This is a genomic window from Rheinheimera metallidurans (assembly GCF_036983985.1).
Classification (GTDB): Bacteria; Pseudomonadota; Gammaproteobacteria; order Enterobacterales; family Alteromonadaceae; genus Alishewanella; species Alishewanella metallidurans.
On sequence record NZ_JALAHQ010000006.1, the window covers coordinates 53,018 to 68,930 of the forward strand.

The 15,913-nt window shown below is 41.5% G+C and carries 12 protein-coding genes; 4 read left to right on the forward strand and 8 right to left on the reverse strand.

The features are described from left to right. Positions 1 to 208 precede the first annotated feature (208 nt). Entirely contained in the window at positions 209 to 2,038 is a 1,830-nt protein-coding gene (glmS, locus tag MN199_RS13665; RefSeq protein ID WP_335739812.1) for a glutamine--fructose-6-phosphate transaminase (isomerizing), read from the reverse strand. 54 nt (positions 2,039 to 2,092) lie between these two features. Continuing rightward, the gene (locus MN199_RS13670; RefSeq protein ID WP_335739813.1) at positions 2,093 to 2,860 is read right to left on the reverse strand and encodes a DeoR/GlpR family DNA-binding transcription regulator; all 768 of its coding nucleotides are present in this window, start codon (positions 2,858 to 2,860) and stop codon (positions 2,093 to 2,095) included. A gap of 924 nt (positions 2,861 to 3,784) precedes the next feature. Between MN199_RS13670 and MN199_RS13675 the strand changes: the two genes are divergently transcribed. After that, positions 3,785 to 4,630: an alpha/beta hydrolase gene (locus tag MN199_RS13675; RefSeq protein ID WP_335739814.1), complete on the forward strand. Its 846-nt coding sequence runs from the start codon at positions 3,785 to 3,787 to the stop codon at positions 4,628 to 4,630. A 67-nt stretch (positions 4,631 to 4,697) separates the two neighbouring features. Then, positions 4,698 to 4,982: a hypothetical protein gene (locus MN199_RS13680; protein ID WP_335739815.1), complete on the forward strand. Its 285-nt coding sequence runs from the start codon at positions 4,698 to 4,700 to the stop codon at positions 4,980 to 4,982. A gap of 109 nt (positions 4,983 to 5,091) precedes the next feature. Here MN199_RS13680 and MN199_RS13685 read toward each other — a convergent pair whose 3' ends face one another. The 5 genes from MN199_RS13685 to MN199_RS13705 are packed head-to-tail and all read right to left on the reverse strand — an operon-like array spanning position 5,092 to position 11,606. Continuing rightward, entirely contained in the window at positions 5,092 to 5,823 is a 732-nt protein-coding gene (locus MN199_RS13685) for a hypothetical protein (protein WP_335739816.1), read from the reverse strand. A 50-nt stretch (positions 5,824 to 5,873) separates the two neighbouring features. Next, positions 5,874 to 7,178, reverse strand: coding sequence for a glycosyltransferase family 2 protein (locus MN199_RS13690; protein ID WP_335739817.1), 1,305 nt, complete (start codon positions 7,176 to 7,178; stop codon positions 5,874 to 5,876). Positions 7,179 to 7,188: 10 nt separating this feature from the next. After that, positions 7,189 to 8,592 carry a TackOD1 domain-containing metal-binding protein gene (locus MN199_RS13695; RefSeq protein ID WP_335739818.1) on the reverse strand — a complete coding sequence of 468 codons (1,404 nt, stop codon included), beginning with the start codon at positions 8,590 to 8,592 and terminating at the stop codon, positions 7,189 to 7,191. Continuing rightward, a complete protein-coding gene (locus tag MN199_RS13700; RefSeq protein WP_335739819.1) occupies positions 8,589 to 9,587 on the reverse strand; it encodes an HlyD family secretion protein in 999 nt (332 codons plus the stop codon). Before MN199_RS13700 ends, MN199_RS13695 begins: the two co-directional genes overlap by 4 nt. Positions 9,588 to 9,590: 3 nt before the next feature. Further along, complete coding sequence (locus tag MN199_RS13705) at positions 9,591 to 11,606, reverse strand: hypothetical protein (RefSeq protein WP_335739820.1); 2,016 nt, start codon at positions 11,604 to 11,606, stop codon at positions 9,591 to 9,593. Positions 11,607 to 12,056: 450 nt separating this feature from the next. Between MN199_RS13705 and MN199_RS13710 the strand changes: the two genes are divergently transcribed. Beyond that, a complete protein-coding gene (locus MN199_RS13710; RefSeq protein WP_335739821.1) occupies positions 12,057 to 13,838 on the forward strand; it encodes a sulfite reductase flavoprotein subunit alpha in 1,782 nt (593 codons plus the stop codon). Here MN199_RS13710 and MN199_RS13715 read toward each other — a convergent pair. Then, a complete protein-coding gene (locus tag MN199_RS13715) occupies positions 13,835 to 14,401 on the reverse strand; it encodes a YceB family lipoprotein (protein ID WP_335739822.1) in 567 nt (188 codons plus the stop codon). The genes MN199_RS13710 and MN199_RS13715 overlap by 4 nt on opposite strands. A 326-nt stretch (positions 14,402 to 14,727) precedes the next feature. Between MN199_RS13715 and MN199_RS13720 the strand changes: the two genes are divergently transcribed. Beyond that, a complete protein-coding gene (locus tag MN199_RS13720; protein WP_335739823.1) occupies positions 14,728 to 15,867 on the forward strand; it encodes a dicarboxylate/amino acid:cation symporter in 1,140 nt (379 codons plus the stop codon). Positions 15,868 to 15,913 lie beyond the last annotated feature (46 nt).

Sequence of the window (15,913 nt, forward strand, 5' to 3'; positions counted from 1 at the left end):
GCATGAGTTATATTAAGCAAACATGCAAAACAACGTCGCCTAAAAGCTAAAGCAGCAATGTAATTAAGGTGGGACAAGCGCGGGTAAGTGACAGTAACAATTTGCGAAATAAAACAATAAAATTAACAGTAGTATGCACGCTACTTTTTATAAGAAACTTAAGTTGCCCTGACAAGGCGAGAGCAACTTAAGCATATAAATCAATAACTTACTCTACTGTAACGCTTTTTGCTAAATTACGTGGCTGATCTACGTCGGTGCCTTTAATAATGGCAACATAATAACTTAATAACTGCAAAGGCAAGGTGTACACAATAGGTGCTAGCAGTTCCGAAACATGCGGTACGTTAATTACCCGCATAGTGGAATCAGACTGGAACTTGGCATTAGCATCGGCAAACACATATAGAATGCCGCCACGAGCGCGTACTTCTTCTACGTTTGATTTTAGCTTTTCTAGCAAGTCATTATTTGGCGCAACCACAATAATAGGCATTTGTGCATCAATTAGCGCCAGCGGGCCATGCTTTAACTCACCAGCGGCATAAGCTTCGGCATGAATATAGGAAATTTCTTTTAGCTTTAACGCCCCTTCCATGGCGATAGGGTACTGATCGCCACGACCGAGAAATAGCGCGTGATGCTTGTCTGCAAATTCTTCCGCTAAGGCTTCAATTTGTGGCGCCAGCGCTAAGGTTTGCTCTAATTTTGCTGGTAAGCTTTTTAGCGCGTCAGTCAGCTCGCGCTGTTTTTGTTCGGTTAAACCGTTATATTTACCAATTGCCAGCGTTAACATAGCAAGGCCCACTAGCTGTGTAGTAAAGGCTTTGGTTGAGGCTACACCAATTTCAGCGCCAGCTCGGGTCATAAAGGCGAGGTCAGATTCACGCACCAGCGATGAGCCCGCTACGTTACAAATGGTTAGGCTGCCTAAATAGCCAATATCTTTGGCTAAACGCAATGCAGCTAACGTATCAGCGGTTTCACCTGATTGCGAAATGCTTACCAACAAGCTATTTGGCTGCACGAACGATTTGCGATAGCGAAATTCCGAAGCAATTTCAACGTTACATGAAATACCACCTAAGGATTCCAGCCAATAACGGGCAACCATACCTGAGTGGTAACTAGTGCCACAGGCTACAATTTGCACATGCTTAACCTGCTTAAATAATTCAGCCGCACCATTACCGAAAGTTTCATCTAACACGCTATCGTGGCTTAATCGGCCTTCTAAGGTGTTATTAATAGCATGTGGCTGTTCGTATATTTCTTTTAGCATAAAGTGGCGGTACTGGCCCTTGTCACCAGCATCATAGCTAACGTTAGACTCATGTACTTCACGCTCAACTGCAACACCATCTTTATTAAAAATGCTTACGCTATGGCGAGTAATTTCAGCGACATCGCCTTCCTCTAAAAACATAAAACGACGCGTAACCGGCAGCAAAGCTAATTGATCTGAAGCGATAAAGTTTTCGCCAATACCTAAACCAATTACTAACGGACTACCTGAACGAGCAACCACTAAGCGGCTTGCATCATTCTTATCTAACAATACAGTGCCATAAGCACCGTGCAATTGCTTAACGCTGCGCTGTACTGCCACTAGTAATGAACTGGCTGATTTAAGCTCTTCTTCTACTAAGTGCGCAATAACTTCAGTATCGGTATCAGAGGTAAATACATAACCTTTAGCTTTTAATGCTTCGCGCAGCGTACTGTGATTCTCAATAATACCGTTGTGCACTACGCTAATGTGGCTAGAGATATGTGGATGCGCGTTACGCTCGCTTGGTTCACCATGGGTTGCCCAGCGAGTATGGGCGATACCTGTACCACCGCTAACAGGCTGCTGAGCCACCGCATCTGCTAATTCTTTTACTTTACCCAAACGACGTAACCGAATTAGCTCGCCATTATCATTAACAACCGCGACTCCGGCAGAGTCATAACCGCGGTATTCTAAACGGCGTAGGCCTTCTACCAAAATATCGACTACATCTCGCTGTGCTACCGCACCGACTATTCCACACATATTTTGCTCCAGTAAATTCCAATTTTACTAATAAGTTTAAAATGCTCGCGTGACTTAGGCCTGAACCCGAATCACCTTTACACCTTGCTGTTCAATTTTTATTGCGTCTTCCGGGGCAAGGCCTTCGTCGGTAATTAATACCTTTACCATGCTCCAAGGCAGTTCTAAATTATGAATTTTTCGACCAAGCTTATCGGACTCAAGCATGACAATAACCTCGCGCGCTACCTCTGCCATTACTCGGCTTAAGCTATACAGTTCGTTGTACGTTGTCGTGCCGCGACTAAGATCGATGCCATCAGCACCAATAAATAACTGGTCAAAATCATAGTTACGCAACATTTGTTCGGCAAGTTGACCTTGAAACGCTTCAGACTGCGGATCCCAAGTACCGCCGGTCATTAATAACGTGGGTTCGTTCTCTAACTCACGCAGCGCATTGGCAATAGCTAACGAATTAGTCATAACCACTAAACCACGCTTGGTTGCTAGTTCAGGCAATAACGCCGCAGTAGTGCGGCCACTATCAATAATAATGCGGTAATGATCTTTAATTAAGCCTGCGGCAGCTTTTGCAATAGCTAACTTTCGCTTCGAAACCTTCTCTAAACTAGAGTCGCTAACAAAGTCTTGTGGCACCGGCATAGCCCCGCCGTAGCGGCGTAATAACAAGCCGGCTTGTTCAAGTACGGTTAAGTCTTTGCGAATAGTGACTTCTGAGGTATTAAACTGCACTGCTAGCTGCTCAACCGACAACTCGCCTTGTTGTTGCAGCTGACTAACAATTAAATGTCGACGTTGCTGAGTATTGCGCTTGTTCATATGAACTTAAATTTCGATTAAGTTTCGATTCAAAAGATATTTTAGTGAAAAGCACTAAGTTTGCAAGCCATATCTCATTAAATATAACGGTTCTAAGCAGGTTCTCATGATTAAGGTTGCTCGCCCTGTCACATGGGCGACTTCAAGGTTATATGCAATATTTCACCAAAAGGTGAACTATGGAAAATAAAAGTTAAAATAATTATTTACACTTTAACATTAAGATGTAAAGTATCGCTTGCTCCAACTAAATTAACAAATTTAATACAAGCAAGCATCAAAAATAAAACATAAAAAGGAACATAAGAAATGAATAATAATGAAATCATTGAAAATGAAGTTATATGTGAAGTAATTAGTAGCATGGATGTTTCCGAACTGGAACAGCGCTATGAATACGACACCAACATTAGCATCTGTCATTATGAGTGGCACATTAGTTAATGGATAAACCGATTATGAATATTGAAAAAAAATAGTAACCGAAACCTTAGAAATCATCGATACCCTTTCTGGTGTTGAAGAATTACAGGCTCGTTATGAAAACGAACCTGTGATCTGGCTTTGTTTATACGAAGTAACTTTTTAGTGAGAGAAAGCAGTAATCTTTGAATTACTCAGTGACGTATTTGCCGTGCTCAAACGCAAGAAGAAACCCAACATTTTGGATATAACCTATGGTGTGTTTTTTATGCTGACAGCTGTTCTGATTATGTTTCTAATATTACGTTTTTTGACTAACAGCGGGCCAGCTATGATCCGGGATCTGATGACGGTATCAAAAATAAGCTTCACTACCGTGCTTAGATCCACCTTATTGATTTTTCATTATATAGCTATATTTTTCTTTTTTTATTCACTACTCAAAGCCGCTATAGGCTTTATCATTAATAACTATAAAGCAAAAACGGACCCCAAAATAAAATGAAACAATTTAAATTTATAAACCATATAGCATTTATTTTTACTCTATGTTTAGCATCATGCTCAATGACGGTAAAAGACACTATGATTGTGTCTCCCTCAAAACAAATTAATGGCGAGAATCTTGAGCAATTGACTAAGGTACATGGTTATTCCCCGCAGTGGTTGGCAACAGAGAATGGCAAACAAATTTATGCATTAAATAAGCGAGTTGAAGGCCAAAACACAACACTGTTGGTTCTTCATGGCAACGCTTTGAATATGAGCCTTCAACCCTGGTTTGGTGTGCTAGAAGCGCTGGCCAAAACCAACTTTAATATTCTAGCTATTGATTATCAGGGCTATGGTTTAAGCGATGGCGAAGCCAGTTTCTCGACAATGATGAATGATGCCCAACTAGCAATAAGCACATTAAATAAAGATGAAAATGTTTACGTTTATGGCTTATCTCTTGGCTCAGTAATGGCAACCAGCATTGCAAATGATAAACGTGTTGCAGGACTTATTATCGAAGGTGGTATTACTAATGTGGCGGAAATGGTAAAACTATATCAGTCACGCCGCTTATTGGGCAACCTGATAAATGTTCAGTTAGATAATAAGCTAAAGTTTGACAATATTGCTGCGCTGAAAGGCATCAATAAACCCATATTGATAATTCACGGAGAAAAAGACAATAATATTCCACTAAGTATGGGTGAAGCATTATATAACGCGTCAAGCCATGGTCTGAGCGAACTATACTCTGTGCCTGAGGGTGGCCACTGCGACACGTTTATTAAAGATGATACAAATTACCTGCCACGAATTAATAAGTTTATCCAGAGCGTTTCTGCTGAGAGATAACCTATAACGTTGGAGGTAGCGTATTGAGCCACACTCAAATATGTCCCTAAAAACTGGAGTTCAGAATATGTTTAAGCGGTATAAAATGACTGTAGTGTGCATATTAATTGCTGGCTGCAGTTCACAAACGCTCCCGCCTTATCAGGCCGACAGAGCACCAGAAAGCAGGGACAGTTATAATGGCGTAACGGGTGTGGCACAATGGCAAAAAGACCAGAGTTATCTTGCAGACAAAGAGTTGACGGGTAAATGCGAGCTAATTAGAACTCGTATGATAGAAGCTCATTTAACTGAAAACACTAAATTGCTAGAGAAGCTTAGCAAAGAAAGCAAAGATTTTTGCATCATATAGTTGTATGAGATTAGATAAAAAACAAAAAGCGCACGTTATATGTGCGCTTTGTTCAGTTACACTATGATCGTGTAGCTGCGAACTAGACTATTGCGATAGCCTAGTTAAGTTACGACTTTAAGCGTGAACGCAAAGGTGCAGCGCAAAGCAATAGTAACCCAGATAAAAGCATAACTATACCAGCAGGCTCCGCCACTGTAGCTATTATTTTATCAGGTACAACAACGTTTAATTCCCCAAAGCGAGCAGTTTGGCTTTCTGTATAAATACCAACTTGGCCATTAATAAAAGCGGCATCTTCATAAGAAAAAGATGCATCACCAAACATTATATTAAAGAAATCACCATCACGATTTATTTCAAAGTTGTAAAGAGAATCATCTTCCCAAAACAAATCCGCAATATTGAATAAAGTTTTAGACACACCGTCAATTTCTTGAATTAAAAACAATCCTGTGCGACCCGTAATATCGGCATATGATTGATCGTCGTCTGTACCAGGCCGCTGATTTTGCGTCCAGCCTAAACGGTAGTGATTCTGCTGGTCCTGCCAGCCAAACACTAAACCAATAATGTCGTTGTCATCAAACTCGGTGCTAGTAGGGCTAGCATAGCCGCTATATGTAAAATCACCTTCCACAACAAAATCACTGACTAAAGCGCCTGAGCTATTTCCTTTCTTTTCAGGAGCTTGCCCTTTAAGCCCTATCCATGTACCAGTATTACGATCATTAGAGGGCCCGCCAAACTGTAACCACTTTGACGTATCCACAGGCATGATCCCTGCGTTTGCCGCAGAAGATACACAATACAAAAACAATCCAACTAAAACACTTTTCATTTTAACTATCCGTTGTTTAAAATGTAGAAAAATTCGACAATGCTATTATTCTATAATTTGTTCTGCTTGGCAATCTTTGATACTTTCCAAGGGTTCCACTTATCAAAATAAGATCGCTTATGTAACAACTCCATTACATATGAGAATGTTCGGACTAATCTTAAGTAGGTTCCGGTATATAGAGGCATTAGCGGAACAAACATAATTGACTGATAATTAGGTTTTTGACCCAAACTTCGCTGCATTGCTATAGCAAATAGCCACTGCACAATATTTGCCATAAAATAAAAAATATAATTTAGAATCAGCAGAAAAGCGATATAGCTAGAACTAAGCTGCACAATTTGAAAAAAATAAATAAACCATTTAATATCTAAAAACAGATTAAAGAACAAATTATCTACTACAGATATAAAGTTGCTCCATTTAAACTCCGCAGATGGCAACAAAATGTCACGATGTTTACGCACACGAAAGCGGATCATCGATTTATCCCAACGATAACGTTGTTTGGTTAGCCGCCAGAAGCTTTTCGGGACATTGGTGTAACAGATACTCGCAGGTTCATGAACAACCTTATATCCTAATTTACGAATTTTCAGTGTGATATCACCATCTAAACCAGGGCCGACATCCCAGCCATGGATTTTATTCAAAACATCCTTACGAAATGCGCCATAAGCACCAGAAACAATACGTAGAATACCCAACTGTGAAGAAATAGTGCGGCTAACCGTTATGCTCTTTATGTATTCAAGACCTTGTGTTTGAGTCGCAAAGCTATCGCTATAATTAGCCACGCGAACATCGCCACCGACACACCCAACTTCAGGGTCCATCAAAAATGGCAACACTATGGTTTCTAGTGCATCGGGTGCCATATGCGAATCTGCATCGACGTGAACGATATAGCGGCCTCGGGCAAATTGAAGTGCAGTATTAGCCGCAGACGCTTTACCACCTCGAATATCATTTCTAATAAAGCAATCAATCATACCTTGGCGTTCAAGCTCGCGGCATATCTCAGGCGTATCATCATCAGAGCCATCATCAACAACGATTAACTCGAAAAAAGGGTAAGTTTGCTCACTCAGAGTTTGCACCAATCGAGGGATATGCTCTCCCTCGTTTTTACCAGGCACGACAATGGATATTAGTGGTTTTTCTTCGAAGAGCAGCTTTCTGGCCGCCTTATAGCGCGGCGCTTCACGTTTTCTTTTTGGCAGGTAATACAATAACACCACGCCTTCAATAAGCACGTAGCGCACCATATCCAGCATAAAAAACGGCCAGAAATAGCCAAACAACTGCCAAGTATCTAGATTGATAAAAAAAATAAACGCCTGTTCAATCAAAATATACACCTCAATTGCTCAGAAACGCTTCCAATGTCCGCTTAACCTGCAGTTCGGGTTCAACATTAAAGGCTTGTATTTGCATATTTAGTGCGCTGTCAAAATTCTCACTAAACAGCTTTTCAACAGCTTTATTTAACCTATCTAAAGCTAGATCAGCTTTTTCTTTACTGGTTTCTGTCATCAATATGACAAACACACTTTCATTGTAAGCGGTAATAACGTCAGTTTCTCTGAGTATGCTTTTAAAAATACTGGCTAACTCAGAGAATACTTGTTTTGCCTTGCTACCAAGTTCGAAATGTATTTTGTCTAAACCAACAAAACGTACTATGGCTAAAGCACTTTGCGATTTAGCATAACGTGAAATGCGGGCGGCTTCGATGTTTATGAATAATTCAAATTCGCGTAAAGACACAAGCTGTAGCTCTGCTTCTAATATGTTCGTGAAGTAGGTTTGCAAACCGTAAAAAGCAGCATTAAGGCCAACAGAAGTTAGTTCGTAATTATTTATTCTGCGTAACTCAAGAAATTTAGAGTCGGTGGTGCAGTTACAGTGAAAACACTTCGCCACAACATTGGCATCTTGGCCTACATGCTGACAAATTCGACATTTATTAACCACTGATGGCTTGTCGTAATCGACACCTATATGCTGCAGTTGCTTGTCACATTTGGGGCAAACTAAGTTATCTCTACCTTGTTTAAAGCGAGAAATATCAGCGGTGAACGCACACTTGAAGTGGTGTACTAACTCAACCACGTCTAAGTCATGTGAACCGCATTCAACACAGGTTTCTTTAAAGTTTAAAAAGGCGCTATCGCAGTGAATGCAAAAATGTGCGCGATCAAACAATGTGGGCGATATCAGTTTCTGCTCTTGTAGAAAGGCCAACATTTGTATTGGCCCCATATCATGCCGTGTAAAAAATGGTTGCAATGCAGGATAAACGTAGCCGTTGTATATATCGGATGTTGCTATAGGTTTTGCACCAATTTTGCGACTAGCCAGTAAACGCAGCACCTTAACTTGCAAATTCCCATCAACTACCCGCTCAAAAGTGGGTAAAGTATCAATCCAACGATTAATGCTTTCAAGCTTTTCTGATAAGTCGAACCAATCAAATGCACCATCGCTATCTTTCTCAATAATCGCATCAGCAGCCTGCCACTGCCAACTGTCTGATTTGGCGTTTGCAAAAACAAAAACAACCGGCCGCAAATATACACTCGGCAAACCATATTGGCGCAACTTCTCTAAAGCAACATAGGCATCAGATAAATTAGTTGCATCTATAGCTAAATAGGAGACCTGTTGCCAATTAGTTTTATCTAACTCAGCAAGGGTGACACTGTCCGGTAATAAAACGGTATTAGTGTCAGCAAAAATTAATTGAAACGGACTTTTTTTCATCTTACACCCCGAACCGATACCGGTAGCCTTTCATAAACTCGCCACAGCCCATTATCCGCAGTGTCAGCAGGCACTAATACAATTTTTAATGATACCTTGTCTCGTCCGAGCAAATCATTCAGATTGCTATTATTTTGAGTAGCAGTCGACTCAATACGATCAATACTGGCTTGACTTTCAACCCCATCGGGGAAGATCACGACTAACTGCGGTTGTTTTGAAAATGACTCATACAAATCTGCACTAGCCAAAAAAATAACGCTAACGGTTGCATCAGTAGGTGAATATTTGAGAATAGGTCGTCCTTTCTCTGCATATGCTTGCGCTGGTACGCGAATATCAGTAACCAAACCATCTTCAAATGCCAGTACATCTTTCATTAAACAATCTGGTGCCAGAGGCCGTGATTGCCGCGCAAGCAGCAAACTATCTCGCCGCGATATCATAATAGCTAATTTAGCTTTAGCTCGTTGAATATCTAAACCTAACTTGTTTACGGTATGTTGCACGCTTTGCTGTTCTTTTTGCTGTTCCTTAAATAAGGAAGCATTAACCTCTAGCGCCCGCAGCATACCGTTTGCCGGTTTCAATAAGGCTGAAAAATAACCCTGCTCTTGCTGCAGTGTCCTAATCTCAGTGTTAAGGACATCCATATCATAAGCTAGCTTTTCAAGCTGTGTATCGTCCTCTGCTATGCAGTACTTTTCTGGCGCTATTCTTGCTAACAAATCACCTTTGCTAAAGGGCTGATTGGCAGCAACATAAATTTCTTCCAATACACCAGAGCGCTCGGCAATAACCTCTCTTACTTCCACATCCACCAGGCCATTTGCTTCAATCATGTAATAAGGTTTGAATAGCAAATACAGTAAATAGCCAAATAAGACGATTACGATAAGGAAATAAATCCACTGCGTAACGCTAGAGTTATGCGACGACGGCGGCCGACCTTCCGGTGCCGCACTAATAAAACTTTTGCGGTTATATAAGTTCACCGGCTACTCCTGGGTAAAAATATCAAGCTTGTGCACAGCGAACTGTGTCACTCCGGTAGACTGACTTAGCGCTTCAATTGCATTTTCAAGCTGCAGTTCATCGCCAAATTCCTCTTTTCTCAACGCAACAACAAGTTTATCCAGCGGAATAGCAGACAAAACATATTTTATTCGAGCACTTAGCTGGTCAAGATCAGTAGTTTCGTATGCCATCAAGTACACTTGGTCAACATAATCATTTAAAGACCGTAACACTTCCAACGGCCAATGATGTGGCACAGAAATGGTTAAATGAAGCATTGGGTGACGTAAACGTATCGACTCGATAAGGTCTAAAAGATCGTTGAGTACGCCAATTTTATTCTCTTTATATTGCGGCAGGGCATGCGGTTCTATATCAAGGTGAATGTAGTTACCATATTGGCTGCGCGCTTCTATTGCTGCCATAGCGCGCTGGTGATTTTCAGGTAAAGCCCAATTACTTTCGCCTAACAATTGGCTGACTTGCAGCTCATGGCGATCAGCGTCTTTCATAAACTGGAAAAGCTTAGCTTGGTTTACTTTACCGCCAGCATTGATCATTGCATGTTTAATTGCTTTGGCTTGTAGTAGAAGAAATAGTTGTTGATTAGGGTAACGGTTAAACTCCGCAGACCAAATATAAACTGACCGCTGACCTTGACGAGACCTGTGCTGGGTTTCATTCAACGAATTCACTTTAATAAATTTACTGTCATATTCTACTCTGGATACCAAAAAAACTTCATTAACTCGCCGGTACAATTCTTCTTTAGCATTTATCAGCTCTATTGCCGCATCAAGATAGTTTTTTAAGCGCACATTCACTGCAGCAATGTCTAATGGCTTATCTAACGCCGCGTAACTTAAAACACGCTGCATTTTCTCTTGCGCTTGTAATAATCGGTACTGCTGCTTTGTCGTGCGCTCTAATTGTTCTTGTAATGATTGGTATGCCGAACGAGTGCGAGCAATAATCTCCCATTCTTCATGCTTCAAATCATTTTCCAATTGATTCAAACGAGCTTCAGTTTGTGATTGGGCTTGACCAAACGAGAGAGGCAGCTGAAATCTTAAACCGGCAACAAGTTCATCATTGCGGTTTCTAGCCAAATCAAATTCTTTGCGCAAAAATAGGCGGAAGCGACTGCCTTCTAGAAATGATTCTTCTCGCTGATATTGATCTTGAATACGCAAACGCTCTAATTGCCTAATTTCTACAAAATCTTTATTTTCTCTGATCTGAGTTAGCAGAGCCTGTAAATCAACATCTATCGACGGAGGGTTGGTCAGGTTATCCATATGATCCTGCCAATAAGGATCAGAGTGCAAGCGTGCAAGATTTTGCCGCGCTAACAAAATATCCTCTTCTGAAATCAGCAATTCATCAAGATAACTAGAACCAGAAAAATAAGCTTCTTTTTCAACGCGGTAAACAGACTCCATAAACTCAAGTTTAATAGCGCTTAAATGTGCTTCCATTCCTGAAAAGTGTTTTGCCAAACTGTAGCGGCGACATTGATAATTAATTTCATGTTTTTTTAATTTACCAGACAAGGTTTTAAGCGCCGCCTGCCTGTGAAAATCTGTTGCTTTGTACTGGTTTTCTCGATAACCATTGCGCAAGACATCCCAAGACAACTCCATGTATGTGGAGCCATCATCGTTATCTGTGTTTTGCTCAATATTACTAGTGGTGTAGCCGCCGCGCAGCTCCAATCCGTAATTTTGTTTAAAAGACGACGACTGGGCTTCTAAAGCAACGACTTCATCCTGATTAGACCAATCGGTGTCACATTTAGCAGATAGAATGCGGGATACATCTTCGATTTTGAAACTACTGGCTAAGCTTTGCTTGGTAACATCGTATGATGCCAAAGCATTATCCCATAATACTTGCTCAACTGATTTTGCCGCTACCGGAAAAACTCTGAACAGCAAGGTAATAAAGCTCAAAACCACAATACTGGATATAAAAAAGCTAATGTTACTTTTATTCATAAAATATTGTTTACCATTCCTTGAGTTTGGTACCACAGCAATGCCTCGCAATCAACGTGACAATGCTATTCGTTGAGCGGAATTTCGCTTTAAACTAATTTAACCAGTACATGCCGCATTAGAAATAAAGTAGAAAATGACTCAGCAAGAATTCCTTTCTTAAAAACACACAATTAAGCAACAAAAACAAAACAAAAACATACACATCAATAGCTTGACGATATTGTAACCGCAACATGCGCAAAAAAGAATCAGCAAAGTAAATTTAAAATACTAACAACCACAGTCGCCAATAAGAATCATTTGCATTTGCTTTTAATTGCGATTATAGTCTGCATCGTCAACGAACGTGACCGCTGTATAGGCCAAGGATTGGTTGTCTGGTCGTTGTTTTACTTGTCTTGCACGTTAAGGGGTGGGTTTTGCCACCCCTGTTTTTTCAGGGTATTTATGCTGCAACGCTGGCAACTTTTGTTAGAAAAATGGCACCTACTCATTTTATTGGTATTGCCTATTTATTATTTCTCTTCGGCAAAAACTGACGAGTGGCAGCCTATTGCCATGCTTTATTTTCTGTATGCCATTATTGTTACCGCTAGTTTATTACTGAAACCTCGCAGTATTACCCAACCAAAACTAACGGGGTTCGCTTGGTTAGAGCAGCTGTTGTTATTAGCTTTATTTATCACCGTACTTTGGCTGTTTTATTTACCACAAGCCCCACTTAATTCTGTCTCCGGTAAAGTTTTATGGCTTAACGTTCAGCTAGTCATAGCCGGCGTGTTATATAAGCTGTATTTAGCGATAAAGGTAAGCCGTAGCAACAAAATTGAAATTACCGCTCCCTGCTGGCTAGTCGGTTATGCCAGCCAGTCAGGTATGGCATTGCAGCTTGCACAGTACAGCCGCAAACAACTGCAAAGTGCTGGCTATAAAGTTGACTTGGCAGAACTAAACCAGCTAACACTGCAGAAATTGCACCAATATAAAAATGCATTATTTATAGTTAGTACCTACGGCGAAGGTGAACCACCAGATAATGCCAACCAATTTTATCAATTAGCGCAGCAGTGGCAGCATTCGCTTAACCAGTTACAATTTGCTGTATTGGCATTAGGTGATCGCAGCTATCAACAATTTTGTGCCTTCGGTCATTGGCTACACCGCCGTCTGCATAGCCTTGACGCTAAAGCGCTACAACCGATAATTGAGCTTGATAGCGCCGATAGACAAAGCCAAGCCTTAGCAAAGTGGCAACTATTACTTAATGGCTTTGGTAAGCCAGTAGCCGACACGGTTATAGATAGCACTCCGTGGTTGCAAGCTAGCTTGCACAGCCGTTATGTGGTTAATCCAGCGAGTGCTGGCCTACCTTGCTATACCGTCAAACTGCAATTACCTGCAGCAAGCACTTGGCAAGCGGGAGATATTGTTGATATTCAACCGGAAAACAATAGAAGTAGCGTGGCCCTATGGTTAACCAAACATTTAGTAAACGGCTGCCAGCCGGTGAGATATCAACAGAGAACCATTCCGCTGTGTTGGGCGTTAGCTGAGCTGGAATTAGATAAAGCAGCACCGCCGACACGTAACGAAAACCTATCAACTTGGTTAACGCAACAAACTAAATTACCGCTACGCAGTTATTCTATTGCTTCGATACCGGAAGAAGGGCATTTAACGTTACTAGTGCGTCAGGTGCAAAAGGATGATGGCTCATTAGGTATTGGCTCAGGCTGGTTAACGGCATGGGCTAATGAGCAGCAAAATGTGCAGTTACGGTTGCGCCAGCATAGCCAGTTTCACTTACCTGATGATGATAAGCCGATTATATTTATTGCTAATGGTACCGGTATTGCGGCTATTCGTGCGCTGCTAGCCGAACGAGTAAAGCGCGGCCAACCGCAAAACTGGCTGCTGTTTGGTGAACGCCGACAGCAACATGACTTTTTCTTTGCTCGTGACATACAGCAGTGGCAACAACAGGGATTTATTCAGCATTGTGAGCTTGCCTTCTCGCAAGATCAGGCAACAAAGCGCTATGTACAGCACCTACTTGCCGAACAACAAGCACGTTTAGTGCAATGGTTAGAACAAGGTGCCGCAATTTACGTCTGTGGCAGCTTACAAGGTATGGGCGTAGAGGTGCATCAGCAACTGCAACAGTTGCTCGGTACAGAGCAGGTTGAGCAACTGATGCAACAGGGGCGTTATAAGCGTGATCTCTATTAGTTTTTACTGGGCATAAAGCTCAAGCGACCGTTATTTACCGCCATATTAAGCGGTACTGCCGTTAACAGCTTAACCGATGGGTTGGTGGTATCCAGCTTATAAACAGGGTTGCTGGCAAGGTAGCCGTTTACCAACTGCAATAACTCGTTACTTACCGGCGCCAAATTTCCTCGATAACCTGAGGCCTCAATACTAGAATCTAATAATTTAAGTGAACGTAAATAAATGGCCTTTTCAGTGCCGTCATAATATGGCACACCTTCGAGCTGTAATTGAAGATTAGCCGGATAACTAAGACCAAATAATGACAGCGCCGCACTGGCTTCGGTATTAACTCGTACCACATCAGAGTTATTTGGCCCAATTTGAACTTGCATGCTATCTACTTTCAAATTCAGCGGAATACCAGCTACGTTGCCTTGCCGCGTAAGTTTAGGCAGTTGCTGGCGTAACATCTGCTCTAAGTCAGTTTCGCTAACGCTGTAGGTCGACATCTGCTGTAACTGGCTGCAGCTAGCAAGTAGATAAACAAAAAATAACACCAACACTTTACGTATCATCATTTTTAATCCCGATAAATAATCTAATTTCAAAGCGTGACTGCAGTATAACGCAGCATAACCTAGCTAAGCTTAACTTTATTAGCTGAGCCAATACTGAATAATACAGCAAAGCTAGTTTTTAACTGGTTAGAAATAAGATGCTCCACGTGAAACAATCGACCATTAATAAACTTTGCTTAACCAAGCATTTAAAAGGTATAAAATAATTCGCTGAGCCGCCCTTATACCGCGACTGGCTCTACCAGCAAAGCGCAGCTAGCTAGAATAAGTTGTGATATGCTCTGCCTCGTTTGGGCAAAATCCATATAACAAAACGAGAACGAATCATGTCTTTAATCCTGAAACTTATCGCCGGCATAGTGCTAGGTATACTAGCAGGGCTTTATGCCCCTGTTTGGTTAATACAATTACTGTTAACTTTTAAAGGCTTATTTGGTGAATTATTATTTTTTACCATTCCGTTATTAATTCTATTTTTTATCAGTAGTGGTATTGCTGCACTGCCGCGTAACTCGGGTAAATTACTGGGCCGCACCTTAAGTATTGCTTATTTATCTACCATTATTGCCGGCACGCTAGCGTATTTCGTTGCCAGCATCGTAGTGCCTATGCTTACTACCGCTAATAAGCACACCGCAACCAATGTCGATACAATAATAGAACCCTTCTTGCGTATGGATATTCCGCCAGTGTTTGGTGTAATGACCGCCTTAGCCTTGGCGTTTATTTTTGGTTTAGGCATAGCATCAACCCAAGCTGAGCAATTAAAGAAATTGTCTGACCAAGGTCGCGATATTATTCAGTTATTACTGGAGAAAGTAATTATTCCTTTATTACCACTGTATATCGCTGGCGAATTTGCCCAAATGGCGGCTGCAGGTAGTGTTTTTGGCACCTTAAAAACCTTTGGTATCGTACTGCTGTTAGCCGTTGCTATGCATTGGGTTTGGATTATTACGCTCTATACCATTGCTGGAATTAAAGCTGGTCGCTCGCCTTTTGCTTTAATTAAAAATATGTTGCCAGCTTACTTTACCGCGCTAGGTACTATGTCGAGCGCTGCAACCATCCCAATTGCTTTAAAAGCGACAAAATCTAACGGCGTTAGAGACGACGTAGCCAACTTTACCGTGCCGCTTTGCGCCACCATTCACTTGTCTGGTTCAACCATTACCATAGTAACCTGTGCTATGGCAGTTATTACCATGCAAAATGGGTTAGAAATACCCTCGTTCGCTACCATTATGCCGTTTATCTTAATGCTGGGTTTAGTCATGTTAGCCGCTCCGGGCGTACCCGGCGGCGCGGTGATGTCGGCGGTAGGTTTACTAGGCTCAATGCTTGGTTTTGGTGATGCCGCCATTGCCTTAATGATCGCATTGTATATGGCACAAGATAGCTTTGGTACTGCCTGTAACGTAACCGGCGATGGCGCTATTGCGGTGTTGGTAGATAAAGCTGGTTAATAACTAAACCTAATTTCTGTCGATTGTAACTCCTGTTTCAGGATTC

What these genes read in the sequence shown, in the direction of transcription:
- MN199_RS13715 (WP_335739822.1), bottom strand. Translation starts at nt 14,401, where the DNA reads ATGATGATACGTAAAGTGTTGGTGTTATTTTTTGTTTATCTACTTGCT.
- MN199_RS13695 (WP_335739818.1), bottom strand. Translation starts at nt 8,592, where the DNA reads ATGAAAAAAAGTCCGTTTCAATTAATTTTTGCTGACACTAATACCGTT.
- MN199_RS13680 (WP_335739815.1), top strand. Translation starts at nt 4,698, where the DNA reads ATGTTTAAGCGGTATAAAATGACTGTAGTGTGCATATTAATTGCTGGC.
- MN199_RS13685 (WP_335739816.1), bottom strand. Translation starts at nt 5,823, where the DNA reads ATGAAAAGTGTTTTAGTTGGATTGTTTTTGTATTGTGTATCTTCTGCG.
- MN199_RS13720 (WP_335739823.1), top strand. Translation starts at nt 14,728, where the DNA reads ATGTCTTTAATCCTGAAACTTATCGCCGGCATAGTGCTAGGTATACTA.
- MN199_RS13705 (WP_335739820.1), bottom strand. Translation starts at nt 11,606, where the DNA reads ATGAATAAAAGTAACATTAGCTTTTTTATATCCAGTATTGTGGTTTTG.
- MN199_RS13710 (WP_335739821.1), top strand. Translation starts at nt 12,057, where the DNA reads ATGCTGCAACGCTGGCAACTTTTGTTAGAAAAATGGCACCTACTCATT.
- MN199_RS13670 (WP_335739813.1), bottom strand. Translation starts at nt 2,860, where the DNA reads ATGAACAAGCGCAATACTCAGCAACGTCGACATTTAATTGTTAGTCAG.
- glmS (WP_335739812.1), bottom strand. Translation starts at nt 2,038, where the DNA reads ATGTGTGGAATAGTCGGTGCGGTAGCACAGCGAGATGTAGTCGATATT.
- MN199_RS13675 (WP_335739814.1), top strand. Translation starts at nt 3,785, where the DNA reads ATGAAACAATTTAAATTTATAAACCATATAGCATTTATTTTTACTCTA.